The organism is Kitasatospora sp. NPDC127060, from assembly GCF_042724935.1.
In the GTDB taxonomy this organism is placed as follows: Bacteria; Actinomycetota; Actinomycetes; order Streptomycetales; family Streptomycetaceae; genus Kitasatospora.
Genome location: NZ_JBHXEG010000020.1, coordinates 51,372 through 75,539, shown reverse-complemented (window position 1 = coordinate 75,539; position 24,168 = coordinate 51,372). Strand labels below are relative to the sequence as shown.

22 protein-coding genes and 1 pseudogene are annotated in these 24,168 nt (G+C 70.8%); 12 read left to right on the top strand and 11 right to left on the bottom strand.

Annotated elements, in window-relative coordinates:
- Positions 1-11 precede the first annotated feature (11 nt).
- From ACFWIS_RS14385 to ACFWIS_RS14375, 3 genes are all read right to left on the bottom strand, one after another.
- Positions 12-1,532: a beta-propeller fold lactonase family protein gene (locus ACFWIS_RS14385; RefSeq protein WP_380452772.1), complete on the bottom strand. Its 1,521-nt coding sequence runs from the start codon at positions 1,530-1,532 to the stop codon at positions 12-14.
- 126 nt (positions 1,533-1,658) lie between these two features.
- Positions 1,659-2,189, bottom strand: coding sequence for a hypothetical protein (locus ACFWIS_RS14380; RefSeq protein WP_380452770.1), 531 nt, complete (start codon positions 2,187-2,189; stop codon positions 1,659-1,661).
- Positions 2,190-2,332: 143 nt separating this feature from the next.
- Complete coding sequence (locus ACFWIS_RS14375; protein ID WP_380523867.1) at positions 2,333-2,914, bottom strand: sigma-70 family RNA polymerase sigma factor; 582 nt, start codon at positions 2,912-2,914, stop codon at positions 2,333-2,335.
- Positions 2,915-3,242: 328 nt separating this feature from the next.
- On the opposite strand from ACFWIS_RS14375, the gene ACFWIS_RS14370 reads away from it, so the two are divergent.
- A complete protein-coding gene (locus ACFWIS_RS14370; protein WP_380452766.1) occupies positions 3,243-3,668 on the top strand; it encodes a hypothetical protein in 426 nt (141 codons plus the stop codon).
- Here ACFWIS_RS14370 and ACFWIS_RS14365 read toward each other — a convergent pair.
- Complete coding sequence (locus tag ACFWIS_RS14365) at positions 3,582-4,310, bottom strand: DUF429 domain-containing protein (RefSeq protein ID WP_380452764.1); 729 nt, start codon at positions 4,308-4,310, stop codon at positions 3,582-3,584. The genes ACFWIS_RS14370 and ACFWIS_RS14365 overlap by 87 nt on opposite strands.
- 93 nt (positions 4,311-4,403) lie before the next feature.
- Complete coding sequence (locus tag ACFWIS_RS14360) at positions 4,404-4,922, bottom strand: MarR family winged helix-turn-helix transcriptional regulator (protein ID WP_380452762.1); 519 nt, start codon at positions 4,920-4,922, stop codon at positions 4,404-4,406.
- Here ACFWIS_RS14360 and ACFWIS_RS14355 point away from each other — a divergent pair.
- From ACFWIS_RS14355 to ACFWIS_RS14340, 4 genes are all read left to right on the top strand, one after another.
- A complete protein-coding gene (locus ACFWIS_RS14355; RefSeq protein WP_380452760.1) occupies positions 4,840-6,513 on the top strand; it encodes a SulP family inorganic anion transporter in 1,674 nt (557 codons plus the stop codon). The genes ACFWIS_RS14360 and ACFWIS_RS14355 overlap by 83 nt on opposite strands.
- 103 nt (positions 6,514-6,616) lie before the next feature.
- On the top strand, positions 6,617-7,471 hold the full coding sequence (gene lgt, locus ACFWIS_RS14350) for a prolipoprotein diacylglyceryl transferase (protein ID WP_380452758.1): 855 nt from the start codon (positions 6,617-6,619) through the stop codon (positions 7,469-7,471).
- Between the two features lie 20 nt (positions 7,472-7,491).
- Entirely contained in the window at positions 7,492-8,268 is a 777-nt protein-coding gene (locus ACFWIS_RS14345) for a phosphatase PAP2 family protein (RefSeq protein WP_380452756.1), read from the top strand.
- A gap of 171 nt (positions 8,269-8,439) precedes the next feature.
- On the top strand, positions 8,440-9,882 hold the full coding sequence (locus ACFWIS_RS14340) for an MFS transporter (RefSeq protein ID WP_380452754.1): 1,443 nt from the start codon (positions 8,440-8,442) through the stop codon (positions 9,880-9,882).
- 769 nt (positions 9,883-10,651) lie between these two features.
- On the opposite strand, the gene ACFWIS_RS14335 is transcribed toward ACFWIS_RS14340, so the two are convergent.
- Both ACFWIS_RS14335 and ACFWIS_RS14330 read right to left on the bottom strand, forming a co-directional pair.
- Positions 10,652-11,533, bottom strand: a complete 882-nt coding sequence (locus ACFWIS_RS14335) for a TIGR03620 family F420-dependent LLM class oxidoreductase (protein WP_380452752.1) — start codon at positions 11,531-11,533, stop codon at positions 10,652-10,654.
- Positions 11,530-12,456, bottom strand: a complete 927-nt coding sequence (locus ACFWIS_RS14330; RefSeq protein WP_380452750.1) for an NmrA/HSCARG family protein — start codon at positions 12,454-12,456, stop codon at positions 11,530-11,532. Before ACFWIS_RS14330 ends, ACFWIS_RS14335 begins: the two co-directional genes overlap by 4 nt.
- A 118-nt stretch (positions 12,457-12,574) precedes the next feature.
- On the opposite strand from ACFWIS_RS14330, the gene ACFWIS_RS14325 reads away from it, so the two are divergent.
- From ACFWIS_RS14325 to ACFWIS_RS14315, 3 genes are all read left to right on the top strand, one after another.
- Positions 12,575-13,162, top strand: a complete 588-nt coding sequence (locus ACFWIS_RS14325; protein WP_380452749.1) for a TetR/AcrR family transcriptional regulator — start codon at positions 12,575-12,577, stop codon at positions 13,160-13,162.
- A 409-nt stretch (positions 13,163-13,571) separates the two neighbouring features.
- Positions 13,572-14,102, top strand: coding sequence for a hypothetical protein (locus tag ACFWIS_RS14320; RefSeq protein ID WP_380523865.1), 531 nt, complete (start codon positions 13,572-13,574; stop codon positions 14,100-14,102).
- 47 nt (positions 14,103-14,149) lie between these two features.
- Positions 14,150-14,749, top strand: coding sequence for a site-specific integrase (locus ACFWIS_RS14315; RefSeq protein WP_380452747.1), 600 nt, complete (start codon positions 14,150-14,152; stop codon positions 14,747-14,749).
- On the opposite strand, the gene ACFWIS_RS14310 is transcribed toward ACFWIS_RS14315, so the two are convergent.
- Positions 14,705-15,301, bottom strand: coding sequence for a GNAT family N-acetyltransferase (locus tag ACFWIS_RS14310; RefSeq protein ID WP_380452746.1), 597 nt, complete (start codon positions 15,299-15,301; stop codon positions 14,705-14,707). The genes ACFWIS_RS14315 and ACFWIS_RS14310 overlap by 45 nt on opposite strands.
- Here ACFWIS_RS14310 and ACFWIS_RS14305 point away from each other — a divergent pair.
- From ACFWIS_RS14305 to ACFWIS_RS14290, 4 genes and pseudogenes are all read left to right on the top strand, one after another.
- Positions 15,288-15,566: a hypothetical protein gene (locus ACFWIS_RS14305; RefSeq protein ID WP_380452744.1), complete on the top strand. Its 279-nt coding sequence runs from the start codon at positions 15,288-15,290 to the stop codon at positions 15,564-15,566. The two genes, ACFWIS_RS14310 and ACFWIS_RS14305, sit on opposite strands and share 14 nt — an antisense overlap.
- A 4-nt stretch (positions 15,567-15,570) precedes the next feature.
- A complete protein-coding gene (locus ACFWIS_RS14300; protein ID WP_380452743.1) occupies positions 15,571-16,278 on the top strand; it encodes a hypothetical protein in 708 nt (235 codons plus the stop codon).
- A gap of 464 nt (positions 16,279-16,742) precedes the next feature.
- Positions 16,743-17,527 (top strand): annotated as a pseudogene (istB, locus tag ACFWIS_RS14295) (IS21-like element helper ATPase IstB).
- A 37-nt stretch (positions 17,528-17,564) separates the two neighbouring features.
- Positions 17,565-18,023, top strand: coding sequence for a DUF4279 domain-containing protein (locus ACFWIS_RS14290; protein ID WP_380452739.1), 459 nt, complete (start codon positions 17,565-17,567; stop codon positions 18,021-18,023).
- Positions 18,024-19,308: 1,285 nt separating this feature from the next.
- Here ACFWIS_RS14290 and ACFWIS_RS14285 read toward each other — a convergent pair.
- The 3 genes from ACFWIS_RS14285 to ACFWIS_RS14275 form a co-directional block, all read right to left on the bottom strand.
- Positions 19,309-22,038 carry a glycosyl hydrolase gene (locus tag ACFWIS_RS14285; RefSeq protein WP_380452822.1) on the bottom strand — a complete coding sequence of 910 codons (2,730 nt, stop codon included), beginning with the start codon at positions 22,036-22,038 and terminating at the stop codon, positions 19,309-19,311.
- A gap of 799 nt (positions 22,039-22,837) precedes the next feature.
- The gene (locus tag ACFWIS_RS14280) at positions 22,838-23,260 is read right to left on the bottom strand and encodes a hypothetical protein (RefSeq protein ID WP_380452737.1); all 423 of its coding nucleotides are present in this window, start codon (positions 23,258-23,260) and stop codon (positions 22,838-22,840) included.
- 140 nt (positions 23,261-23,400) lie between these two features.
- The gene (locus ACFWIS_RS14275) at positions 23,401-24,054 is read right to left on the bottom strand and encodes a hypothetical protein (RefSeq protein WP_380452735.1); all 654 of its coding nucleotides are present in this window, start codon (positions 24,052-24,054) and stop codon (positions 23,401-23,403) included.
- Positions 24,055-24,168: the final 114 nt, after the last annotated feature.

Sequence of the window (24,168 nt, the reverse complement as noted above, 5' to 3'; positions counted from 1 at the left end):
GCGCTGGGTGGTCAACAGCAGTCGCAGTAGACGAGGTCGGCGGCGCTGACGGCGTTGCCCGCGTGCATGCCGTCCAGCGGGGCGGCCGCACCTCGCGCGGGCGCGGCGCCCTTCACCGCGATGGAGATGCTGCGCCCGTCGAAGGCACTGAACGCCAGGACCATGGGGGCGTTGCCGTTCGCATCGGTGGTGAAGGAGACGATGGCGTCCTGGCGGCCCCCGGCTTCGTCCGAGTACGCCTGATAGGTGGTGCCGGGCTGCAGGTTGCGCGCCTGGAGCTGGATCATGGAGAGGCCGTTGACCGGGCGGACGGTGGCCTCCAGGGTCCGGCCCCTGACCGGGTCGAGCGCGTCGCCGGCCGTGCCGTCGGGCAGGACGGTGGCGATGTCGCCGGCCCCCTGGTTCAGCCCCTGGCGGCCGAGGTTGGACGCGTCACCGGCGGGCGCGGCCCTCGGGACGTAGACGACCGCCTGCGGCTCCTGGCCGATCTTGATCGTGTCGGTCACGGTGTTGGCGGCCGTGTCGATGACATCCACCGCGTCGGACTTCTCCAGGCCCACGTACAGGCGGGTGCCGTCGCCACTGGGCCACATGCCGTGCGGGGCGTGGCCGTGGTTGTCGATCTTGGTGACCAGGGCGGGTACGCCTCCGGTGCGGCGGTAGACCCAGGTCTGGTCCAGTCCGCCGACGGTCAGGTAGGCGTACGACCCGGTGGCGTTGTCGACGAACTGCGGATGGTTGGTGTCGGGGCCCGTGGCGATCACACCTGTCACCCTGCGGTGGACCAGGTCGATGACGCTGACCTTGCCGGCGCGCTTGTGGGCGGCCCACAGTTCCCTTCCGTCGGGGGAGATCGCCTCGTCGGAGGAGAAGGCGTCCCCGAGACCCGTGATGCGGTCCACCACCTTGCGGGACGCGACGTTGACGACCGTGACCTCGGGGAGGCTGATGTGGTTGACGTACGCCCACTTGCCGTCAGGACTCATCACCACCTTCGACGGTCCCTGACCGACGGGCAGATTGGTGATTACCCCGCCGTGCACGGCGTCCACCACGGTGACGGTGTCCCGCCCGCGGTCGGCGACCCAGAACTGCCTGCCGTCGGCGGTGAAACTGCCCTCGTGGGAGGCGCGGCCGACGTCGGTGCGGCTGACCACCTTGTTGGTGGCGGTGTCGACGATGTCGACGGTGTCGGTGGTGACGCTGACCACGGCGAGGCGGTGGTGGTCGGGCGACACCGCCAGGCCGTGCACGCCGACGTCGCCGAGGTACTGCGGACTGAGCGTGCCGCCCAGCCGCTGGTCGCCCAGTGCGATGGTGCCGAGCGCGGTGTTGGTCGAAGGGTCGATCACCGTCACGGTGTTGGAGGTCTGGTCCGCCGTGTAGACGCGGTCGTTTCCCGAGACGGGGATCGGCACCGACACCGCGGCGGGGGCCGGCGCCGGGGCTCCGGCATGCGCCTGCATGCCGGAGGCCGATGCCGCGGCGCCCACTCCCAGGGAAGCCGCCATCAACAAGGCGGCACGGAACACGGATTTCATCATCTTCTCCATGAATCGACTGATTTCAGGCATGACGGCTCGCCCGACTGGCACGCTGCGGCAGCCGGTGAGCAGGACTTGCGCATCGGTACTTGCGGGACGGTACTTGCGGGTCGGTCAGACGGTCGCGGCGGTGGCGGACGAGGGCGGGGCCACCTGCACCCTGCCGGTCACGCGGCCGCTCTCGTCCTCCACGAGCAGAACGGCGATGGCCTCGCGCGGCATCGCGGTCATGATCCGGGTGTGCAACGTGGCGTCCGTCGCGGCGCGCACGCTCCCGCCCGGCATGCGACGGCCGGACGAGTCCTCGGTCATCAACCGGTAGGTGTGCCCGGGGTCCAGCCCGACCAGCGCCACCGGCACCTCGGTCCCCCACGGCTGGGTGACCATCTGTCCCTCACGTGACAGCGAGACCGCTGCGACGGACCGGGGCCGGGCGTGGTCGACGGCCACCGCCGGGACGAGGACCGCCGCTGCGGCCAGCACCACGGCGGCGCCGCCCACCGCGACGCGGCGCCTGACCGCACGCACCCGGATGCCCCGGCCGACGTCCCCGCGGATCCGGTGCCCGAGGCCGGGCAACGGCGCGAGAGGCTCACCGTGGACACCCGGCCCGAGCTTGGCGCTGCCGGGAGCAGCGCGGTTCAAGGTGCGGACCACATCACGGATTTCCGCCGCCTCGCGGGAGCACTCCGGACAGGAATCCAGATGCCGAGAAGCCGCCCCGTCCAGCGGCAGACCGAGCAGCATTCGCTCGGCCAGCTCTTGACGGACAGCGGGACAGTCGCGGTTCATGGCGCCAGCCATCCGTTCTCCTCCAGTACCAGCCGCAGGCCGCGCACGCCGTAATACAGCCGGCTACGCATCGTCGCGGCCGGGATGCCGAGTTCCTGGCCGAGTTCGGCACAGGTCTGACCGCCGAAGTAGACCCTCACCACGACCTGCCGGTGCTCCGGGCTCAGCCGCCCCAGCGCTTCCTCCAGCTGGATCCTCTCCAGCAGTTGGTCAACGGGGTCGTGCGGGACCGGGCCGTCGCCCTCGACGCCCCAGGCCTCCAGCGGCACCGATTCCCGGCCTCCACGCCGCCGCAGGGCGTCCACCACGGCATTGCGCGCGATCGCGAACAGCCATGTGCGCAGGCTGCCCTTGCCCGGATCGAACGCCCCGGACGACCGCCAGCCCCGGACGAAGACCTCCTGGACCACGTCCTCGGCGAGCTGCCGGTCGCCCAGCGCCCTGAAGACGAAGCCGAACAGCTCTCCGCCGTACTGGTCATAGGCCCTCTGGACATCGGCTTCCGTGCACAGGGAATCCGACTCCCGGCGCGCCGCCGGCACAGGGGGGCGGCGCGCCCGCCACGGTGCACTAGCCACCGCAACTCCCGCCCGCGTCCGAACCGCAGCATCCAGCCATGTCGCTCCTCGGCCCTCGGCATTGTCGTACGGGGTATACGCGCCAACCACCGACAGCGTTGAACGACCGCCAGAGATCCTCCCCGTTCCGGCCGCCCACCGATCGCCTGTCGCCCGGGATCCGAACACGAAGCCGCCGCGGCCGCCGCCCAGCCGATCCCGCTCGACTCCGTCGAACGTCAGGACCACGACCACGCCCCCGGACACCGCCCGACGCCCACCCGGACCTGCTGTTCGTCGGCGCGTACATCGCCAACAACGGCTACGACCTCGCGCGAGCCCAGGTGGCGTGGACGCCGGGCATGCCGACCTCGCCGCCTTCGTCGCACCCGTCCTGGCCGACCCGGACCTGGTCCGCCGCTACCGGGAGAACCTGCCTCCGGCCGCGGCCGACCCGACCACGTTCTACGGCGGCGGGGAGGGCGGCTACACCGACCACCCCTTCCACCGAGGCGACGGAGTCCGGGTACGCACGGTCGCGACCGCAGCCGATGTCCAGCACGGCATGCCACACCCGGCCTTGCGGTACCTGCCGCCGGTCGGGCCGGTCACGGAGGCGGAACTGCTCATCGACGGCGAAGAAGTCGCCTATCACCGGGCCCGGGAGGAGGCCCGTACCGTGCCGGCCCTACGCGAGGTCGTGCAGGCTGCCCTCTTCGGGCAGGTGGATCCAGCCTTCGACGGTGGCGGCCGGGGCGTCTTCGGGAGTGGGTAGGGCGGTCAGGCCCTTGGCGCAGGCCCGGGCGACGAGCGCGGCGATGAGGGCGTCGAAGGCGTGCTCGTTGCCCTCGTACTGTTCCTGGACCTGCGGTGAGCAGTGCAGGAAGGGTGCCGCCTTCAGTAGTTCGTCCATGGAGCGTTCGGCGCCGAGCTGCCATCGCAGGCGGGCGGCCTTGGGGTAGACCTCGATGACCGGGCCCGCGCCGGTGCGCTCCACGGGGTGGCCGCGGTGGGCGAGTTCGTCGGCCAGGTGCGCCCAGCGCGCGGCCGTCGCACCGAGCTTGTCGAAGGACACGGACAGCGGCTGGAGACGGGGGGCGAGGGCTTGCCGTACGACGATGTCGGTGCGGCGGTGGCGCAGCGCGGGGCGGTGCTCGGCGCTGGTGGTGCCGCGTCCGGGCCATGCCTCGTGGTGGGCGTGGGCGGTGATCGCCCGGATGTAGGGGATCGGCCAGCCGAAGGGACAGTCGACTCCGGCGCGGTCGCCCGGGTTGAGGCCGGTGAGGTGGGCGAGCAGGTCGTCGTCGGCGCAGCGCAGTCGTGGTGGGTCGGCGGTGGCGCCGCCACCGGCCCAGTGGATCACGGCGAGGGCCGTGGTGGCGGGGCTTGCCGCGAGGTCGATCCCGATGCTTCGCACGGGGTCATCATGGCGGACGTCGGTCACCGTGGACAGGCCTGTGCAGGCTTGTGCAGGCCTGTCCGGGTTGCCCGTCGAGCGGCCGACTCGTTGTCAGCTGTCGAGCGAGTGGCTTTCGGTGGCGGCGAGTTGGTGGTGGAGCCGGCGGACCAGGGAGGTCATGGCGGGCAGGGCGGCGCCGAGGGCGGCCCGGTCCTCGGGGGCGAGTGTGTCGAGGGCGGTGCCGATGCGCTGCTCATGGGCGCGCTGCCAGGCGGCGAGGCGCTCGGCCCCCTGCTCGGTGAGCTGGACGACGGCTCGGCGCCGGTCGTGGCTGTCGGTGCCGCGGTCGACCAGGCCGGCGGCCATCAGGCGGCTGACGAGTCCTGAGACGGTGTTCGGTGCCAGGCGCAGCCGTTCGGCGAGTTGGCCGGCCTGGGCGGGCTGGGACTCGGCGAGGGACTGGAGGATCTCGACCTGGGCGATCGGGAGGGTCTCCCGGGGGTAGTCGGAGCGGATCGAGGCCCGCAGCGCCCGGCGCAGTCCCGTTATGGCGTCGGTGAGCAGGCGCGCGTCGAGACCGGGCTGTTCGAGGTCGGGGCGGGTGCTGGTGTCGGCGGTCGGGCTGGCCATGGTGCCAACCCAACCATGTCGGGGTCGGGCCGCGGTCGTCCGTGCGTCGACGCGGGTTGGCGGTGCCCTACGGCACGTGGCCTCGTCCGGTGGTGCTTGTCGGGAAGGAGCACCCGAACGGTGGACATGGCGGTGTCGTGTCGGCCGTTCGGGCGGTGCGGGCGAGCACCCTGGGCGTTCAGGTGACTGTACGTATGCGGCGCGTCCGGGGCGGGGTGCGCCGTGCCCGCTCGTCCGGGAGGACCGTGTGGACCAGGTGAACGAGGCCGGTACGGACCGGTCCGTACCGCGGGTGTGTCTGATGCCCGGCCAGGCCGGCGCCGGGCACGAGCCGGGTCGGAGACGGGCCGGGGTTTGGGCGGGGGAGGTGCGCGCGGGTGTGATCGTGGCGTTGTTCAGCGTGCCCGAGGGCATGGCGTACGCGGCGATCGCCGGGTTCGATCCGGCGGCGGGCCTGTACGCGGGTGTGGTCCCCGCGGTCGTCGGCGCGCTGTTGTGCCGGTCGGTGCTGATGGTGACGACGCTGACCAGCGCGATCGCGCTGACCTCGCAGGAAGTGCTCACCGAGGCGCACCTGGATCCCTCCGACGGGGCCAACGTGGCCGCACTGGCGCTGTCGGTCGGTGTCGCGATGGCCGTCTTCGCCCTGCTGCGGCTGGGGTCGGCACTGCGGCTGGTGTGCGGTGGGGCGATGGCGGCGTTCGCGGTCGGCATCGCCGTGCAGATCGTCGCGGGTGCGCTGGCGGACGCGACGGGCTACCGGGCGGGGCATCACAATCAGTTGCTGCGGATCGGCGCGTGGGCGGCGCATCCGGGCGGGTGGTCGTCGGCGGCTGCCTGGTCGGCTGCGGCGACGGTCGCGGTGTGGCTGTCGGCCCACCGCGGGCGCCGTACGCGGCCGCACGCGGTGCTGATCGCGCTGGTGGTGGGGAGTGCCGGGGTGCGGGCCTGGTCGGCGCCGGTGCCGCTGGCCGCATCGCTCGGCGCCCTGCCGTCCGGACTTCCGCACCTGTCGCTGCCCGACTGGGGCGTGCTGGCCCAGCTGGCGCCGGGGGCCTTCGCGGTGGCGCTGGTGGCGCTGGCCCAGGCGGCCGGGATCTCCGGGGACCAGCCCGGCCACGACCGGAGCGGCGGCGAGCACCGGGCGGCCGGTACGCGGGACGTCCTCGCCCAGGCCGCGGCCAACATGGCGGGGGCGTTCTTCCAGGCGATGCCGGTCGGCGGCTCGCTCTCGCGCACGGGCGTGGCCGTGGCCGCCGGGGCCCGGACCCGTTGGACCGGCGCTGCCTCCGGCGTCGCCCTGGCCGTCCTGGTCGCCTCCTGCGGCCGCGCGGTCGGTCTGATCCCGCTGCCCGTGATCGGGGCCCTGCTGGTGGTCGTCGGTGCGAAACTCGCGCTCGCCCGCCTGCCCGAGCTCCGGGCGGCCTGGCGGCGTGGGCCGCACGAACGGGCGGCGACGGCGCTGACGTTCCTCGCCGCCACCGAGTTCCCGCTCCAGTACGCGCTCCTGCTGGGCGCGGCCGTCTCCCTTCTTCCGCGGGCGGCGGCGCAGCTGCACCGTCGGTGGCGTCCGCAGATTGCCCGCTCGTAACCGCGAGATAATGCGGTTACCGAGCTAATCGGTGTCCGATGTACTGTGGTGCCCCTCGCGCGGCAGGACCTGCGCCGCGCCCGGCCGCGAGGGGACCGGCCTCATGCATCTGGCGTACCTGCCCAGCCCTTCCCAGGGCGTGTGGCACCTGGGACCGATACCGATCCGCGCCTACGCGCTGTGCATCATCACCGGCATCGGCGCCGCGGTCTGGCTGACCCGCCGCCGCTGGGCCGCCCTGGGCGGCAACCCGGACCACGTCGCCGACATCGCCCTGTGGGCCGTGCCCTTCGGCATCGTCGGCGGCCGGCTCTACCACGTGATCACCGACCCGGAGCTGTACTTCGAACCGGGCCGGCAGCCCATCCGTGCGCTCTACATCTGGGACGGCGGCCTCGGCATCTGGGGCGCGGTCGCCCTCGGCGCCGTCGGCGCCTGGATCGGCTGTCGCCGCCACGGCATCCGCCTGGCCGCCTACGCCGACGCCCTCGCCCCCGGCCTGGTGCTCGCCCAGGCGATCGGCCGCTGGGGCAACTACTTCAACCAGGAACTCTTCGGCGACCCGACCGGCCTGCCCTGGGGTCTGCTCATCGACCCCGCCCACCGCCCCGCCACCACCCCGGACATCGCCCTCTACCAGCCGACCTTCCTCTACGAGTCGCTGTGGGACCTGGGCTGCGTGGCCCTGCTGCTGTGGGCCGACCGCCGCTTCGACCTGCACTCGGGACGCCTCTTCGCCCTCTACGCCGCCGCCTACACCGCGGGCCGCGCCTGGGTCGAGGCCCTGCGCGACGACCACGCCAACCACATCCTGGGCCTGCGCCTCAACATCTGGACCGCGCTGATCGGCTTCGCCCTCGCGCTCGCCTGCCTCGTCGCCACCCGCCACCGGCAGCCCCCGGCCGACCGCATCCACCGCACCTCCCGACCCGCCGAACCGATCAAGGCCACCAGCTGATGCCCCACTCCGCCGCCCCCATGCACGACACCAGTGCTCCTGCTGTGCCCGACCGCCCCGTGTTCCAGGCCGGGCGCCGGCGCCCGGCCTGGTGGGCGGAACTCCTGCTCGCCGCCGCGGGATACGCCCTCTACACCGTCAGCCGCAATGCCGTGCCCGACCACCGCGCGGCGGCCCTGCACCGCGCGCAGGAGATCCTCGACGCCGAACGCAGCCTGCACCTGAGCTTCGAACTCGCGCTCAACCACGCCGCCGACCACGTGACCTGGCTGATCACCGGCATGAACTACTACTACGCGACCCTGCACTTCATCGTCACCATCGGCACCCTGCTCTGGCTCTACGCCCGCCGCCCCGAGCACTTCCGCGAGGCGCGGACCGCCCTCTACGCCGCGACCGCGGCGGCCCTGGCCGGCTTCTACCTCTACGCCCTGGCCCCGCCGCGCTTCCTCTCCGGGGACGGCTTCATCGACACCGTCGTCGTCCACCACACCTGGGGCTCCTGGGCCTCCAGCTCCGTCGACACCGTCTCCAACCAGTACGCCGCCATGCCCTCGGTCCACATCGTCTGGTCCACCTGGTGCGCCGTCGTCCTGTACCGCCAGGCCCGCAACCGGGCCGTACGCCTCGCCGCCGTCTGCTACCCGGTCGCCACCCTCGCCGTGATCCTCTCCACCGCCAACCACTTCGAGGCCGACGCCCTCGCCGGACTGCTCACCATCGCCGCCGGCTTCACCGCCGCCCACTGGACGGCCCGCTTCTCCGCCAGGCCGCCACTCGCCAGGACGGGCGCCTGAGCAACCTGGCCCTCCTGTGCCGTCGGCGCAAAAATCTGTCGATCACCGAGTACATCCTCTACCGATCATATCGGTGACAGATATATATTGGATCCGGGGTCGCCGCTAAAAGAACCACCCCACGGGCGGCGGCCCCAACCGTTCGCCGACCAGCCGATCGAGGTATCCGCCATGACGGTCCGCGAGCACAGAACCCAGGCACAGCCCGCGGCGCGCCTGCGGACGCTGCTCACCACCGAACGGCCCCGCCCCGAAGCGATACGCACCAGCCCCCGCGCCTGGCGACTCGCCGTCGCCACCGTCTGTTTCGGCGCGTTCATGGGCCAGCTCGACGCCAGCGTCGTCACCCTCACCTACCGGCCGCTGAGCACCGAGTTCCACACCCCCCTCGCCGGCGTCGAGTGGGTCTCCCTCTCCTACCTGCTCGCCCTCGTCGCCCTGCTCGTCCCCGCCGGACGCCTCTCCGACATCCACGGCCGCAAGCTCATGTACCTCTACGGCTTCACCGTCTTCACCGCCGCCTCCGCCGCCTGCGGACTCGCTCCCACCCTCATGGCCCTCGTCGCCTTCCGCGTCGTCCAGGCCACCGGCGCCGCCCTCATGCAGGCCAACAGCGTCGCCCTCGTCACCACCAGCGCACCCCCCGGCAAGATGCGCACCGCCCTCGGCATCCAGGCCGCCGGACAGGCCATCGGACTCGCCCTCGGCCCCACCATCGGTGGAGCCCTCGTCGCCACCGCCGGCTGGCGCTGGGTCTTCGGCGTCAACGTCCCCGTCGGCATCATCGCCCTCGTCGCCGGCCATTACCTCCTGCCCCGCACCCGCCAGCGCGCCACCACCACCCGCCTCGACACCACCGCCGTCCTGCTCCTCGCCGCCACCACCACCGGCGCCCTGCTCGCCCTCTCCATCGCCTCCGGCCTCCACCTGCCCACCTGGATCGCCCCCGCCCTCACCGCCACCGCCATCGCCACCGGCTGGGCCTTCACCCGCCGCCAGCGCGCCCACACCCACCCCCTCGTCGACCTCGCACTGCTGCGCACCGGCCCCATCGGCCCCGGACTGCTGGCGGGACTGTGCGGCTACCTCGTCCTGTTCGGCCCCCTGGTGCTGATCCCCATCGAACTCGACCGCCACGGCACCCCGCCCCTGACCGCCGGCGTGGTCCTGACCGCGCTCCCCCTCGGCTTCGCCCTCGCCGCGACCACCGCCGACCGCCTCCTGCCCCCCGCCTGGACCGACCAGCGGCGCAGCCGCTACGGAGCCGCCGGCTGCATCGCCGCCCTCGCCCTGCTCGCGGCCGTCCCGGCGCAGCCCGCACTGCTGCCCTGGCCGCTGCTGCTGCTCGGCCTGGCTCTCGGCGTGTTCATCCCGGCCAACAACACCCTCGTCATGAAGGCCATCCCCACCTCCTCGGCCGGCACCGGCGGCGGCATGGTCAACATGACCCGCGGCCTGGGCACCGCCATCGGCGTCGCCGCCGTCACCCTCGCCCTCCACCTCGGCGGCACCGGCACCGGCACCGGCCCGCGCGCCGCCGCCCTCGTCCTGCTCGCCTTCGCAGCCCTCGCACTCGCCGCCACCCTCCCCGCCAGCAGGCCGGCGCGCGCGTGAACGAGACCGACCTGCGTGCCGAACTCGCCAACTGGCCCGACCTGTTCATCACCCCCGCCAACCTGCCCCGCACGTGGACTGCTGCGACTGCCGGGGCCCGGCTCCCCGGACATGAGCGGTCGACCCGGAGCGTGCCAGGCTCCTTGACGGATCGTGGTGGTTGCTGATCCTCGGCCTTGACGCTCTCTTTCGCCTCACACCCCAGCCGAAAGCCTGAACAGGGGCAACCAGAAGTGCCCACAGGTGCGACCAGCCGTGGCAAGTGTCTTCGAACCCTGGCTATGACGCCTCCGAGTGACACCCAAGCTTGTTGCCGCGGCGCCGCTGCTACAGGAACAGCCGTGCTTGGCCTCAACCAACGGGTCGTGTAGCCGCAGGCTCAGGGGCACCCGAAGGGGTGCCCCGGCCCTATCGGCCGGCTGAACTTCGTTTTGGGTAAGCCCCGTTTAGCGCATCGTCAAGATCCGACGATGGGCTACCGGAAGTCAGCTTGAGAATGAACGGCGGGACGGCGCGACACATCGTCTCGTGGCCGTTGGCGTCCGTCATGGCAATGGTGATCTTGATCGCATTGAGGGGGAAGATTAGCCTGGTGGTTTGGCTCGGGATGCGCCGGTTCGCCCCGGTCAGCCGGCGTGCAGCGGCACCCGTGCTGTGCCTGCACGACACAGGGCATGAGGTGGCTCCTCGACCGGGTCGAACACCGCTTGCGGCAGGCTGCAGCGTGGGAGCCGCGGTCCTGCTGCGGCTCCCACGTCGATGGATCCGGTCAGGGCAGCAGGTGGGTGGCCATGTGCTCCCACTGGCGGATGGGGGCGATGCCCGGCGTGGGGGTCAGGAGGTGGAGGCTGACATGGTCGGCTCCGGCGTCGAGGTGTTCGTGGACGCGGCGGGCGACGTCCTCGGCATCGCCGTGGGCCACAACCGCGTCAACGAGCCGGTCGTCGAGCGCGTCCACGTCCTGGTATCCCAGGTCGTGCAACAGCGCGCGCCGATTGGGCAGGGCTGCTGCGGCGGTGGCTGCTGCCAGTTCGGCAGTCCGTGAGCGGTCGGGACTCAGGACGCACAGTTGGGTCACGGCCAGGAGTGCGTCGGGCCCGAGCAACGTCCTCGCCGTTCGCGTGTACTCGACGGGCATGCCCAACACCGTGGCGCCCCAAGCGCGTTCGGCGGCAAGCGCGAGCATGCCCGGGTCCAGGGCCGCGACCATGCGATACCGCGGGGCTGTCGTGCCGGGTGGACCGAACGGGGAAGCGTCCAGCGTGTCGAGGTAGGCGCGCATCGCGGCCGGCGGCTGCTCGAAGCGGTGACCGCGGATGTCCTCGGCGAGACTGGGGTGACTCTCCCACAGCCCGAGCAGGAATCGCCCGGGGAACGCCTCCTCCAGGGTTCGGTCGGCGGCGGCGGTCGTCACCGCGTCGCGCGCGTAGATGTCGGCCATGCCTGCAGCCACGGTGATCCGCCGAGTGGCGGCCAGCAGAATCGCGGCCTGCGCCATGGCCTCCCGCCCGGTGGTCTCGGCGAACCACAGGGTGCCGTAGCCGAGGTCCTCGACTGTAGCCGCGGCCTCGCGAATCCCTGCCGCGGGGTAGGTGTCGAGGTCGCCCGCCCAGATCCCGATGCGCCCGAGGTCGGGCTTGCGCCCGTTCATACGTGCTGCCCTGCGGTGGGCTGGGTGGCCAGGAAGGCGGCGATCTGGGCGGCGCCGGTGCGTTCCAGCCAGGTGGGGAAGTTCATCGCTCCGGGGTGGATACGGCGGGTTGCGGTGATGTCCGCGCGGTAGCCGTGTTCGTTGAGCCACTCGTTGGCGTACGCGAAATCCTCGTTGAGGGCCCGGATCGCTTCGATCGGGATCCGGGCGTACGGCAACGGATGTCCGAGCGCGTTCTCGATGGCTGCGGCTATCTGGACCGGCGTAAGTTCGTCGCCGGCCAGGGCGGTTTCGCGGCCGATCCAGTCTTCGGGCCGGGAGAAGGCCAGCGCGGCGACGAAGCCGACGTCGTCCACGGCCATGATCTGCAGCGGGACCTCGGGGGCGAGGGCGGTGGCGAAGGTCCCGTCCCGCAGCGCGTAGGCGCCGGTGAAGTTCTCCATGAAGGAGACCGGCCGCAGGATCGTCGCGGGCAGGCCGAGCGCGGCGATGTGCTGCTCGATCCGCCACTTGCTGACCAGGTTCCGCGGCAATCTCTCGCTGCCGTGACGGTCTGCGCCGGCCACCGAGGTGAAGACGAAGTGCTCGACGCCGGCGGTACGCGCGGCGTCGGCGACGTTGATCCCCCACCGGACCTCGTCCTCCGCGTCGAAGTCCGGTGCGGTCCCGGGGGAGCCGACCGTGGGCTGGACGCTGAACATGCCGTACGCGCCGTCGGCCGCGGCGATCAACGAGGAGACGTCCTCCATCTGCGCGCGCACGATCTGCGCACCGGCGCTCGCCAGGTCCCTGGCCGGCGCGCCGTCCGGATTGCGGCTGAGTGCGCGTACCTGCCAGCCGTTGCCGAGCAGGTGCCGTGTCACCGCCCGTCCCTGCAGGCCGGTCGCCCCCACCACCACCACGGTCTTTCCTGTCGGTTCCACGAATCTCCCCATGTCGCATGCCGACGAGGGCCCACACTCAGTAACTGGGGTGGCCCTCCGGTTATCGGTCGCTACGATATGGAGGGCCACCCCAGTTAGCAAGTCGTCAGGAGTTCCCGTGCCCAAGAGCGCAGCTGGCCCGGCTTCGCGGCCGATGCGTGCCGACGCGCGCCGCAACTACGACCGGATCGTGGCCACCGCCGAGAGCCTTGTCGCAGAACACGGCGCCGAAGCCTCACTGGAGGAGATCGCCCGGCACGCCGGAGTCGGCTCGGCCACGCTCCACCGACACTTCCCCTCCCGGCAGTTGCTCCTGGAAGCCGTCTTCAAGGGCCGGGTGGACGCCCTGTGCGCCAAAGCGCGTGACCTGCTGCCCGACCCCGATCCCGGAGCCGCACTCGTCAGCTGGCTCCGCGCCGTCTGCGCACACGCCGTGGCCAACCGGGGCCTGGGAGCTTCGGTGATGCACGGCACCCGCGACGGCGACCCGACGCTGGGAAGCACCTGCCACGCGATGATCACCAGCGCCGGCGACGAACTCCTCGACCGCGCCCGCCACGTGAACGCCGTACGCCCCGACGCCACCATCACCCACATACTCAAACTGGTCGGCGCCATCGCTTTGGCCACCGAGGGGGACCCCGACGGCCCGGTCGAGGCCGACCGGCTACTCGACCTGGCCATCGACGGGGTCCGCGCGCGCTGAAGCTCCACTCCGCAGCCAAGGAGCGCAACGCCTATCCTCGGTCGGTCTAAGAGGATCAGATCAAGGAGTACTTGTGAGTGAGAAGTTGGCGGTAGGTAGTCCCTACGCAGAGGTGCAGCCCGTGTGGCGCTCGGGTGTGCGTAGGTGCAGCCTGCGACGGTTCTGGTGGGGTGTGCTGGCCGGGTCCGGCCACGTGCTGGGCAGCACCGCGGTCGCATGTGGCGTCAACGGTCTGATTTGGCCCCACTTTTCCGGCCCGAGTCGGCCCCACTTGCGGGGCGCATGGCAGCGTTCGGGGATTGTTCCGGCTTGAGTTGGCCCCACCTTCGACGTGCGGCTGGGAGGCTCGGTGTAGGTCTCCGTGAGGGGGCGATACCGGGTGGTGTCCTCGAAGGAAGAGCTGTTTCCGTTGATCCGCCGCGACTCGTGGCGGGAGGGGCTATCGGTCCGCGCCCTCGCGCGGAAGTACGGTGTCCACCGGCGGCTGGTGCGCGAGGCCCTGTGCTCGGCGGTGCCGCCGCCACGGCGGACACCGAGGAGGCATTCCCCGAGGCTGGAGCCGTTCAAGAAGACGATCGACCAGCGGCTGCTGGACGATCTGGAGGCTCCGCCGAAGCAGCGGCACACCGTCCAGCGGATCCTGGCCCGACTTCAGCAGGAGCTCGGGGCGGAGATCGCCTACTCGACCGTGTGGGACTACGTCCACCGGCGTCGGCAGGAGATCGCCGGGGCCGCCGGGGCCGCACCCTCAGCGGGGTTCGTGATCCGCCACAATCAGCCGGGCATGGACGCGGAGGTCGACTTCGGCGAAGCCTGGGTCGACCTGGCCGGCGAGCGCACCAAGTGCTACCTGTTCGCGTTCCGGCTCGCCTACTCCGGCAAGGCCGTCCACCGACCCGTTGACCGCACTACCGGCGTGTCCTACATGTTGGCTTGGTGATGGCGAGGAGTCTCCGTTCGGGATGGTCCCGATGAGACGGAGACGTGATGGACGAACGCGAGGTGACTGGACTGACGGTGGCCCGGGTCGGCAGAGTGGAGGAGACCAGTGCCGCCACACTGCCCTGGGTGGTTCTCGACGGGGCGGGGCGGTCGATCACGCCGGTAAACAAGTTCCTGCGGGAGTTGCTCGCCAGCGGCAACACTCCGGCTTCCTGCCGTTCCTATGCCTTTGACCTGCTTCGCTGGTTCCGGTTCCTCGCGGCAGTCGATGGGGAATGGAGCCGTGCGAAACGAGTGGACGTACGCGACTTCGTCCTATGGCTGCGGACGTGCCACAACCCGGCGCGGGACCGGCGCCGCCCGGACGCGCCCGCTCCGGGGTCGCTGAACGCGCGCACCGGCAAGCCGTACCTGAGGGCGGGCTATGCTCCGGCGACCATCAACCACGCGGTGTCGGTGTTGGCGGCGTTCTACGACCACCATCTGCAGACTGGGCAGGGGCCGGTGGTCTCCCCGGTGCCACCGCAGTCCCGTGACGGGCGCCGACTGGAGGCGCATCACAACCCGTTGGAGCCGTTCCGGCTACACCGTCGGGCGCGCCTACCGACAGAAGCAGGTCGACCGCGAGCCCCGCGCGGTTCCTGACGATGTCGTCGAGGACCTGTTCAACTCGCTGAGCTGCCACCACGACCGAGCGCTGTTCTCCATGTTCTTGTCCAGCGGCGCCCGGGCCGCCTCCGTGAACCCCAACTTCGCCGCGAGGCGCATCGAGCGGGCGTTGGCGGTCTGGGTGCAGAGCACCACCGCCTCGGCGGGAAGCGCGTCGGCGAACCAGCCGAGCACCGCCGTGCACGTCTCGGCAGCGTATCCGCGTCCCCATGCCTCTGGCAGGAACATGTAGCCAAGCTCGGCCACCCCGGCATCCGGACGGACATGACTCCGGTGCTCCGCGTCGCGCCGGTTGAGCTCGATGAAGCCGATCGACGCTCCGTCGAGCTCGACCACGAAGAAGCCGAGGCGCCGCCCAGGCACCTCAGGCACCACACGCTCAAGCTCGTCGCGCGGTCGGGCGCCACCGACATAGGTGCCCACCTCCGGCGAAGCGGACAGCTCGATGCACGCCGCGCGGTCCCGAGCCTCGGACTCACGGAGCACGAGCCGCTCGGTGCGTATCGGGCAGGCGGTGATCAACTTCACCAAGATCGGCGACATCCTCGACTATCACGAGGCAATGCGCATCGCGGGCGGATCCGATCACTTGGATGCGAAGAACGTGTGGACGGAAGGTCAGATGATGCCGGACCTTGCTCTCACGCCGCTCGGCCTCCATCCGAGAACCCGTCTGCCGCTGTCGTACCTGGAGGGATCGACGGTGGTCAACGAGCGTACGCTCATCTCCGACCTGCTGGAGGAGGGCGACGGAACGTGCTTCTGGCTGGCCTGTGCGAGCATCAAGGAGTGACCGAATGGCCGAGTTCGTAGACCTCTCCGAATTCACCTACAGCGAGAAGCCGATTCCGATGCTGTCCGTCGGCTGGCTTGGCAAGCGCCTGGGAATCCAGGGCTCGGCGAGGACTGTCGAGCGATCGCAGCTGACGCTCCTGGAAGAGCTCGCGGCATATCCGCGCAGCAGGACCATGGGCGTCCACGACTGTGAGTTCTGTCCGGGTGGTGAAGCGGTCCAGGCCGACGGCGAGATCCACGTCTACGGGGATGACGGGTCGAGCTACTGCGCACCCACGATGATCACGCACTACATCGAGGTGCACGGGTACGCTCCGCCGGAGGAATTCCTGCACGCCCTGGAGCGATCGGCGGCCCTGGACGAGGACAGCCGGATGCACGCGCTGCTCGACGCGATCCGTGACGAGCGGGCTGGAACCGGCTTCAGGGTCGGCGCGGTGCTCGACATCCCCGAATGGGGAGATGAGCCGAGCTCCGTCGCCGCACTGTTCGTAGCCGATGCGGACCACGGATTCTCGAAATTCGCCGGTCGCGCGGTGGGCGAGAGCTTCGCGCGGATCACGATGGCGAGAGGCGAGATGGACCACGCCGGATTCGCACGACTGACGCCCCACACCCGCTGGGGGGTCATCGGCGAACTCCGGGTCTGGGGGTCGTCGTTGGCCGAAGGGCTTGAGGAGCCCGAGGCCAGGTACAACTACTACGTCTGATCAATAACCGAGTGGATCCGGTGGGCCGTCACGTCATCGTGGCGGCCCACCGGCATTTCTGCGGCCGCTCGGCTGCGAGAATGCAGCGCCCACGAGGCGTTCTGCTCCGCGGCCAAGCACGCCCTCGGCGAGAGCGACGGCACGAAGGCCCTGGTCCACGTCCTACTGCTGCACCGGCACCTGCAGCACCGCGACGTCGTCGCCGGCATCGCTGGCGCTTTCGCGGCCGGAGCCTGCACCGCGGACGTCGTCGCGCTGGAGGCGCGCAAGGCCGCCGAGGCCGAGGGCCGGTCACCGACGGTCACCGTCACCGTCCTGCTGCCCGAAGCGGTTGCCCCACCCGAACTGCCGCTGCCGAGTCTGACCGAACGAAGAGCCGCCCACCTGCCGCCCGACCAGCGTCCAATGCCAGCGCTTGAGCGCTGGGGCCAGCTCCTGCACCACCGGCCCGGAAGGGACCCGCGATGACCGGCCCGCACCACACCCTGACCGAGCCCGCCTCCGACGCCGCCATCGACACCGCCTGCCGCGTCCTGCGGCTGCCGACCATGCGGGCCCAGTTCGCCGACACCGTCACCCGGGCCGAGCGCGAGCACCTTTCCTACCGCGGCTTCCTCGCCGAACTGCTGATGACCGAGTGCGAGGACCGCGACCGCCGCCGCTCCGAGCGGCGCATCCGCGCGGCCGGCTTCCCGCGCTCGAAGTGGCTGTCCGACTTCGACTACACGGCCAACCCCAACGTCACACCCGCCCTGGTCAACAACCTCGCCGCCTGCGAACGGATCAAGAGGGGCGAGCCACTCTGCCTGATCGGCGACTCCGGCACCGGCAAGACCCACCTGCTGATCGGCCTCGGCTCCGCCGCCGCGATGGCGGGCTTCCGGGTCCGCTACGCGCTCGCCGCCGCCTGGTCAACGAGCTCGTCGAAGCGGCCGACGAGAAACAGCTGACCAAGACCATCGCCCGCTACGGCCGCGTCGATCTCCTCTGCAGCGATGAACTGGGCTACCTCGAACTGGACCGCCGCGGGGCCGAGATGCTGTTCCAGGTTCTGACGGAAAGGGAGGAGAAGAACAGTGTTGCGATCGCCTCGAACGAATCGTTCGGAGGCTGGACCAAGACCTTCACCGACCCCCGGCTCTGCGCGGCCATCGTCGACCGCCTCACCTTCAACGGCACCATCATCGAGACCGGCACCGAGCCCCACCGCCTCGCGCAGACCAAAGCCAGGCAGCAGGCGAGGACATAGTCAGGCGGTCGTGCGGCTGCGTAGGTAGTCTCCGCGGGTGTCGTTGACTCAGTACGTCTACTTTGCGATCTCCAGCGTGGGCACTACCGCCGACGAGATCACCGAGCTGCTCGGCGTGGAACCGGACGAGGTCACGGTGCGTGGGAGTCTGTCCGCCTCACCTCACATCATCCCGTTCTGTCACGTCTGGAAGGTTGTCTGCCGCGAGCCCGGTCTGTCAGTCGATGAGCAGATCGATCAGGTCATCGGCAGGCTCCGGCCCCGCATGGAGGCGCTCACCGATCTGACAACCCGTCTCGCAACCGAGGAGGGCCCCGGGGGCACGATTCTGCAGGTGCACCGCTGGTTCAACCGGTATGACAAGCAGCCCTCCGACTCGCCCGACGACACGACCCTCTTCGGCTGGCACCTGGACCGCGCGATGTTGGACTTCCTCGCCGCAACCGGCGCAGATCTGGATGTCGGCGAATACGACATGACGCGCAGCGACGACTGACACCGCCGCCCATCAAAGCGGGCCCACTACAGACCGGAAGCGGGGCCACTTCAGGCCGGAACACAAGAGCCCGTCGCAGCAAGCCGGGGCCAGTTGCCGGGCAGGTAGGCGACCTCGCAGCCGGCGTCACGGGCCACCGCCAGGGGCAGGGCGCAGGGTGGTCGGCCGCCTGGCACAGGCGGGGGAGCAGACGTGCGAGCTTCAGGCGTTCTCCGCCGCGTTGCGGGCCGCGCTGGAGCTCCTGGACGCGCTGCCGGAACGGACCGCCCGCTGCGACTCGCCATGCGGCTTCCGTACGTCCCCCGAGGCGCAGGCGGGAGGACGGGACCCTGAGCGGTGGCGCACGGCTGCGGTGGCCTGCTCGCTGAGCGGCGCGGGCACGGCCGAGCGGGCCGCCGCCTGGCAGGGGGTGCTCGCCGGTGCGGCCTGCACCGTGATCCCGGACGGGGTGTGGCTGTCCGTCCCGGCCGTCCGGGCCGCTCAGCGAGCAGGCCACCGCAGCCGAGCAGCAGTGCTGCCCGTTCTTCGACTTCCAGCTCCACCTCGACGGCCCGGACCTGCATGTGGAGGTGCGGGCACCAGCTGACGGAGCCGCCATGTTCAGCGAGGTGTTCGGTCCGGCCGCCTGACGGGCTTCGGCATGGTGTCAGCAGCCGCACTCCTCGCCGCGCCAGGCGTCGATGCCCGCGCACGGCGCCGTCCGACGGAAACAGGCGATGTCATCGACATGCAACGATGCCATCGCTCCTTCGATCAGCCCGCCGGGCGGGAGGACCCGCCGCCGGGGCGGTGCTGGAGGTCGATCGGGTTCTCCCCGTCGTTCGGAGGCAGAGTCGGAGTGGGAGCGGGGCTCGGCGCCGTCGTGACGGGCGCATGGCTGCCTGCAGGCGCGGACCCCTGCGAGGCCGTCCGGGTCGGAGCTGCGGCGCTGCCCTTGGGAGGTTGCGGCGAGGTCGTTCCCGCACTCACCGAGGGAGACCCTGGTGCCGGCGTCGGCTCGGCGGGGGCCTGGGTGGACGTGGGGCCGGGCGCGTCCGCCGACACGGGGGCCGTGCTCTGGGCGGGCGAGGTGGTGGGCGTCGGCGAGGCACCGCCGGATCCGCAGGCGGTGGTCAGAAGAAGCAGCAGCGCGCTGGCCGGGATGGCGAGGGTTCTCTTCACGGTCGGGAGTCTCCGGTCTCGTACGGTTCCGGGGTTGGACGTTCGCGATGCCGGGCGGGTTCCGGAACGCCGGTGCCCGGCCCGCTCGGGATGAGCGGGCCGGGCACGGGAGGACGTGGATGGGTCAGTCCTGGTTGTCGTCGCCCTGGTTGTCGTTGTCCTCGTTGAGGGAACGCAGGTTGATGGCCCAGATGCCGCGCCCGAAGGTGGCGGCGTAGAGCTTGCCGTCCGGGCCGGTCCTCAGCTGCTGGACCGAGGTGGTGGGCAGTTCCTCCCCGAGCACCGAGAAGTCGGTCTCGCCGGGCGCGCGGTAGAACGCGGCCAGGTCGGTGCCCAGCGCGAGGCCGCCGTTCGGGAGGATCTTGACCGAGGTGGCCGGGATGTCGGGCAGGTTGGCCGAGACGTCGGTCCAGGTGGCACCGCCGTCACGGGTCTCGAAGAGGTGGCCGATGCCCGCGCCGGGGCCCTCGGTCCACGTCCGCGAGAAGCCGTTGATGGCGACGAAGACGTGCTGGGCGTCCTTCTCGTCCACCGCGAAGGAGGAGATGTAGCGGTTCGGCAGGGTGCCGTCGACGGGCAGGTTCAGCTGGTGCCAGCCGGTGCCGTCGGTCTTGCCGACGGCGATGCCGCGGCTGAACCCCTGGTTGTTGCAGGGGCCGCACCAGCCCGCGTACACCGTGCCGTTGACGGTGGCGACGGCCGTGGCGACGTGCCCGGCGCCCAGGTCGTAGGCGCTGGTCCACTCGCTGCCGCTGCGGATCGCGTAGCCCTTGTTCTGAACCCAGACGTGCTGGCCCCCGGCGATCCAGGTGTTGGCGTTCTTCGGGTCGCTGGTGATCGGCGCGATGAAGCGGGCGGAGCTGGTGTCCTTGTCGGGCGGGGCGACCTCGTACGAGGTGGCCTTCGACGGGTCAATGGACCAGGCGCCGTTGTTGACGGCGCAGTTCTGGGTGACCCACATGTCGAGGTAGACATACTCCTCGGCGATGTTGCAGCCGTTGTTCGGGTCGACCAGGGTGTCGGCGCCGTCGCCGCCGAAGTCGGAGCCCATCACCTTGTCGTGGGCGCGCAGGATCGACTCGCCGTTGTCCTGCAGGCCGCCGCTGACGATGACGCCCTTGCCGGAGCGGTCCGCCGGGTCCTTGCCGATGCCGACCGAGTAGTACTGCAGGGTGTCGATGGTGCCGTCGGCGAGGGACTTCCAGTCCTTGGCGTGTCCGCCGGAGTCGACCGCGCCGTTAACGGGGCGGGAGTAGATGCCGCCGTCGTTGCCGACGTACACGCTGGTCTTGCCCTCGTACGAACCGATGGCGACGGCGTGCTGGTCGGAGTGGACGGTCGGCGAGCAGTCGCCGGTCTGCTTGCTGGGGTCGATGCTCCAGCACGGGAACGGGAAGTTCCAGTACGGGCCGGGGACGGTCCAGGTGGCGCCGCCGTTCTTGGTCTCCAGCACCTCCTCCAGACCCGCGTACAGGTGGTCCGGGTTGGCCGGGTCGACCTGGAGGAACTGGTTGTACCAGGCCTGGATGCCCGGCTGGTAGCCGGCGCCCTGGAGGGCCGAACCGGAGTTCTTGATCTTGTCCTTGTCCGCGATCAGCGTCCACGGTCCGGACGGGGAACCGGACTTGGAGACGTAGATGCCCTTGAGGCCGGTGTCCGGGTTGTGCGCCATGACGTCCGGGGACTGGTCGATCGCGTAGTAACGCGAGCCGTCCGCCGAGCGTGCGAAGGTCACGTTGCCGACGTTCGCTGCGTCCGTCGGCAGGTCGCCCAGGGAGGCCACCCGCTGCCAACTGCCGTCGGCCGCCTTGCTGTAGAAGCCGTTGTAGGTGTCGCCGCCTCGCCAGCCGACGGCGAGGATGACCTTGGTCGGGTCCTTGGGGTCGATCGCGATGTCGTTGGCGATGTTCTTGTACGGCGCGCTCGGGTCCTTGGCCTTCGAACCGCCGGGCAGGTAGTCCGGGTTGGGCGCGAACTCCATGGTCCACGGGCCGGAGAGATCGGTCGTGGAGTGGCTCCACACGCCCCGGCTGGTCGCCGCCCACACCTTGCCGCCGCCGAAGCGCAGCGCGTGGATGATCGTCGATTCCAGCTCGGCGCCGCCGACCCGGTTGCCCGGCTGGAACTCGCCGTGCTTCGGGTCGGCGAGCAGGTACACACCGGTGCCGACGTACGAGGTGGCACCCGTGTTGGACTCGCCGGTGGCGTACCAGAGCCGCCCGCCCCCGTCCAGGTTCAGCGTGCCCGTCGACAGCGACGGCAGGTTGTCCGCGATCGGCTCCCAGTCGCCGCCGCCGGTGCTGGAGCGGAAGACACCGCCGTTGGCACCGCCGGCGTACACGTAGCCGTCGTTGTCCGCCGCGATACCGGTGATGCGGCCAGTGACGTTGCCGGAGCCGCCGCTGGAGTTGGAGTTGACGTCGCGGTAACGCGGGTCGTCGGAGTTGTACGGCTTCTTGGTGACGTGCTTCCAGGTGCCGTCGGTGTGCGGCATGGACTGCAGCTGCGACCAGGCCGCGCCGTAGGCGCCCGGCGCGACCACGCCGGGGGCGGTGCGGGCCTCGGTGTACTGCGCGACGCCCTCGGCCGAGTTCTCCGCCTCGTCCGCGCCGCCGTCGCCGCCAGGAGTGTCGGCCTCGGCGGAGAAGGTGTTCTTGGCGGTGCCCGTGCCCTGGACCTTCTTGGCGTGCTTCTGGCCGACCTCGGCCAGGTGCTGCGCCTGGTGCGGGCGCGGCTTGGGTGGCTCCGGCGCGGCGAGGGCCTGGGTGGTGGTCAGTCCGAGTGCGGTCAGGGTGACGGCGGGCAGTAGCAGCCGTCGGCGTTGCCTGTTGGGCACGATGGTGGGTCCTCCCATGCGGCGGGTCGCGCGGTCGCGCGGCTCCGGCGGAATCCGGTCGAAGCTTCGCCGGTCATGCCAGCTGGCGTGAAGGGATTGCGCATAACGAATGTCTAAAACCAAATCAGTTAAGGAAGTTGAAGGGAAACAGAAAGCCCCGCCTTCCCGCGCGCGGCGGAAAGGCGGGGTGGGAACGGTCAGCGGCGGATGGCCGCCGGCAGAGTCCGTTCCCGGATTGGGCGCGGTGAGGAGCACCGGACCCGTATTGGAGGGGGTGGTCCCGGCCCGAAGGGTGAGGCCACCGGAGACGGCGTACATGTCCTCGTCGAAGGCCTGGCCGTTGGTGGGGGCGTTGCCGACGGCGAAGATCGCCACGGCCTTGCCGTTCACCACCGAGGTGGAGAGGTAGTCGCCGACCATGCTGCCCTGCGTGGTGGAGGCGATCTGGGACAGCGACATCGGGCCGGCGACGGTCTGCGCCGTGCTCCAGGTGGCACCACCGTTGGCGGAGGAGGTGAAGCCGACCTCCAACTGGCAGGTGGCGGCGGTGCAGTTGGCGTTCGGGTAGAAGTAGTAGTACAGGCCGAGCCTGGCGGTGGAGCCGGAGGTGGCGTGGTCGACGCCGAAGCCCGGGATGAAGTGGTCGACGCCGCTGGTCGTCGCGTCGATCGGTACGCGGGTGACAGCCGACCACGTGGTGCCGTCGGTCGAGGTCGAGTAGACGATGTCGTTGGCCGGGCAGCCAGAGCGGAACCGGCAGTCCTGCCAGGCGACGTAGACCTTCCCGGCCGCGTCGATCTCGGCCGAGGGCAGGCCCTCACCGTCGCGCAGGTTGCCGGCCACGGCGTGCGAGGAGACGCTGGCGACCAGCACGGTGGGAGCCCCAGGAGGTGCCCCCGTTGGTGGAGGTGAAGGAGCGGATCGAGCTGCCGTTGGTCGAGAACGGCACGACGACCGTGCCGTTCGGCTGCACGAGCGGCTGGTTACCGAGGCCCGAGTTGGTGCCGGACGGACTCGCCGGGGTGGACCAGGTCGCGCCGCCCTCACGCGAGGTCGACATGATCACCCGGTTGCCGGAGGAGGTGACGTTGACCTCGATGGAGCAGTTCCCGTAATACGGGCTGGTGAGCGTGTTGTCGCAGACGATCCACTCCTTGTCGTAGCCCTGGCCGTCGTTGCCGACCGCCAGAACCGGGCCGCGTCGCCGGGCCAGCGGTGCCGAGCGGTCCGATGTGTCCATCCTGGAAAGCCCCGACGAGGCTCCGAACCTGTTCGTCGGGGTACGCGAGGTGGGGCCACTCTTGAGCAGTTCGATTGCCGACAGGTGTCTCCATCAACCGCTGGCTGGAAGGCACAAGCCCCTGCGTCCCGCTTCCAGGTTCAACGGTGGCGCCCTTGCCGGCGTTTCACGAGCATTCGCACGCACCAGAGGGCGAGGGCGAGAACCGGTCCGAGAACGGCGTAGAGGTTCTCCCGCGCCTCCGCCTGCTCACGCGCTTCGGCGTTCTCCTCGAACCGCTTGACTGCGGCCTCGACCGCCGCGGAGGCGCTCACCGAGGCACTCGCCCCGTCCCGCGCACGTGAGGCCTGGCCCGCCAGGTCCGGTGCTACGTATGCCGTTGTGGAAGCGAGTTCGAGAAGTGCTCCCTGGGAATCGCCGGGGTGTGAGGCCTGCGCGTGACGGACGAAGAACGACAGGTCCGCCGGGACCGACGGAGAGCTGGTGTCGCGGGGGACTCCCACCGACTCCGGCTCCGCCGCACCGAGTCGGTCGCCCAACAGGACGATGCACAGCGCGACCGGGCCACCGCTGTCCGCGACGTCCTTGCTCAATCGGCGAGCCAGATCGTCGGCGTCGGCTCCGGCGGCAACCGGCGAGCCCGCGGGCAGTTCCGCGATCAGCATCGTCGTCCCGCCCCCGGGTAACTGCGCGCGCAGCGCGGCAACCCGGTCGGCACCCACCTGCAACGAGCCGTCGATGTAGAGAGGGTCCTTCTTCAACGCCTGCACCACTTGCGCATCAGGGCCAACCACGCCTGTGTCCGTAGGGGACGGCGATGGCGAAGCCGTGGCTTCGAGAGGTTCCGCACGGGCGACAGTGGCGGGACCGGAGAGGCTCAGGACCGCTGCCACCGCTACCGCTGTCCC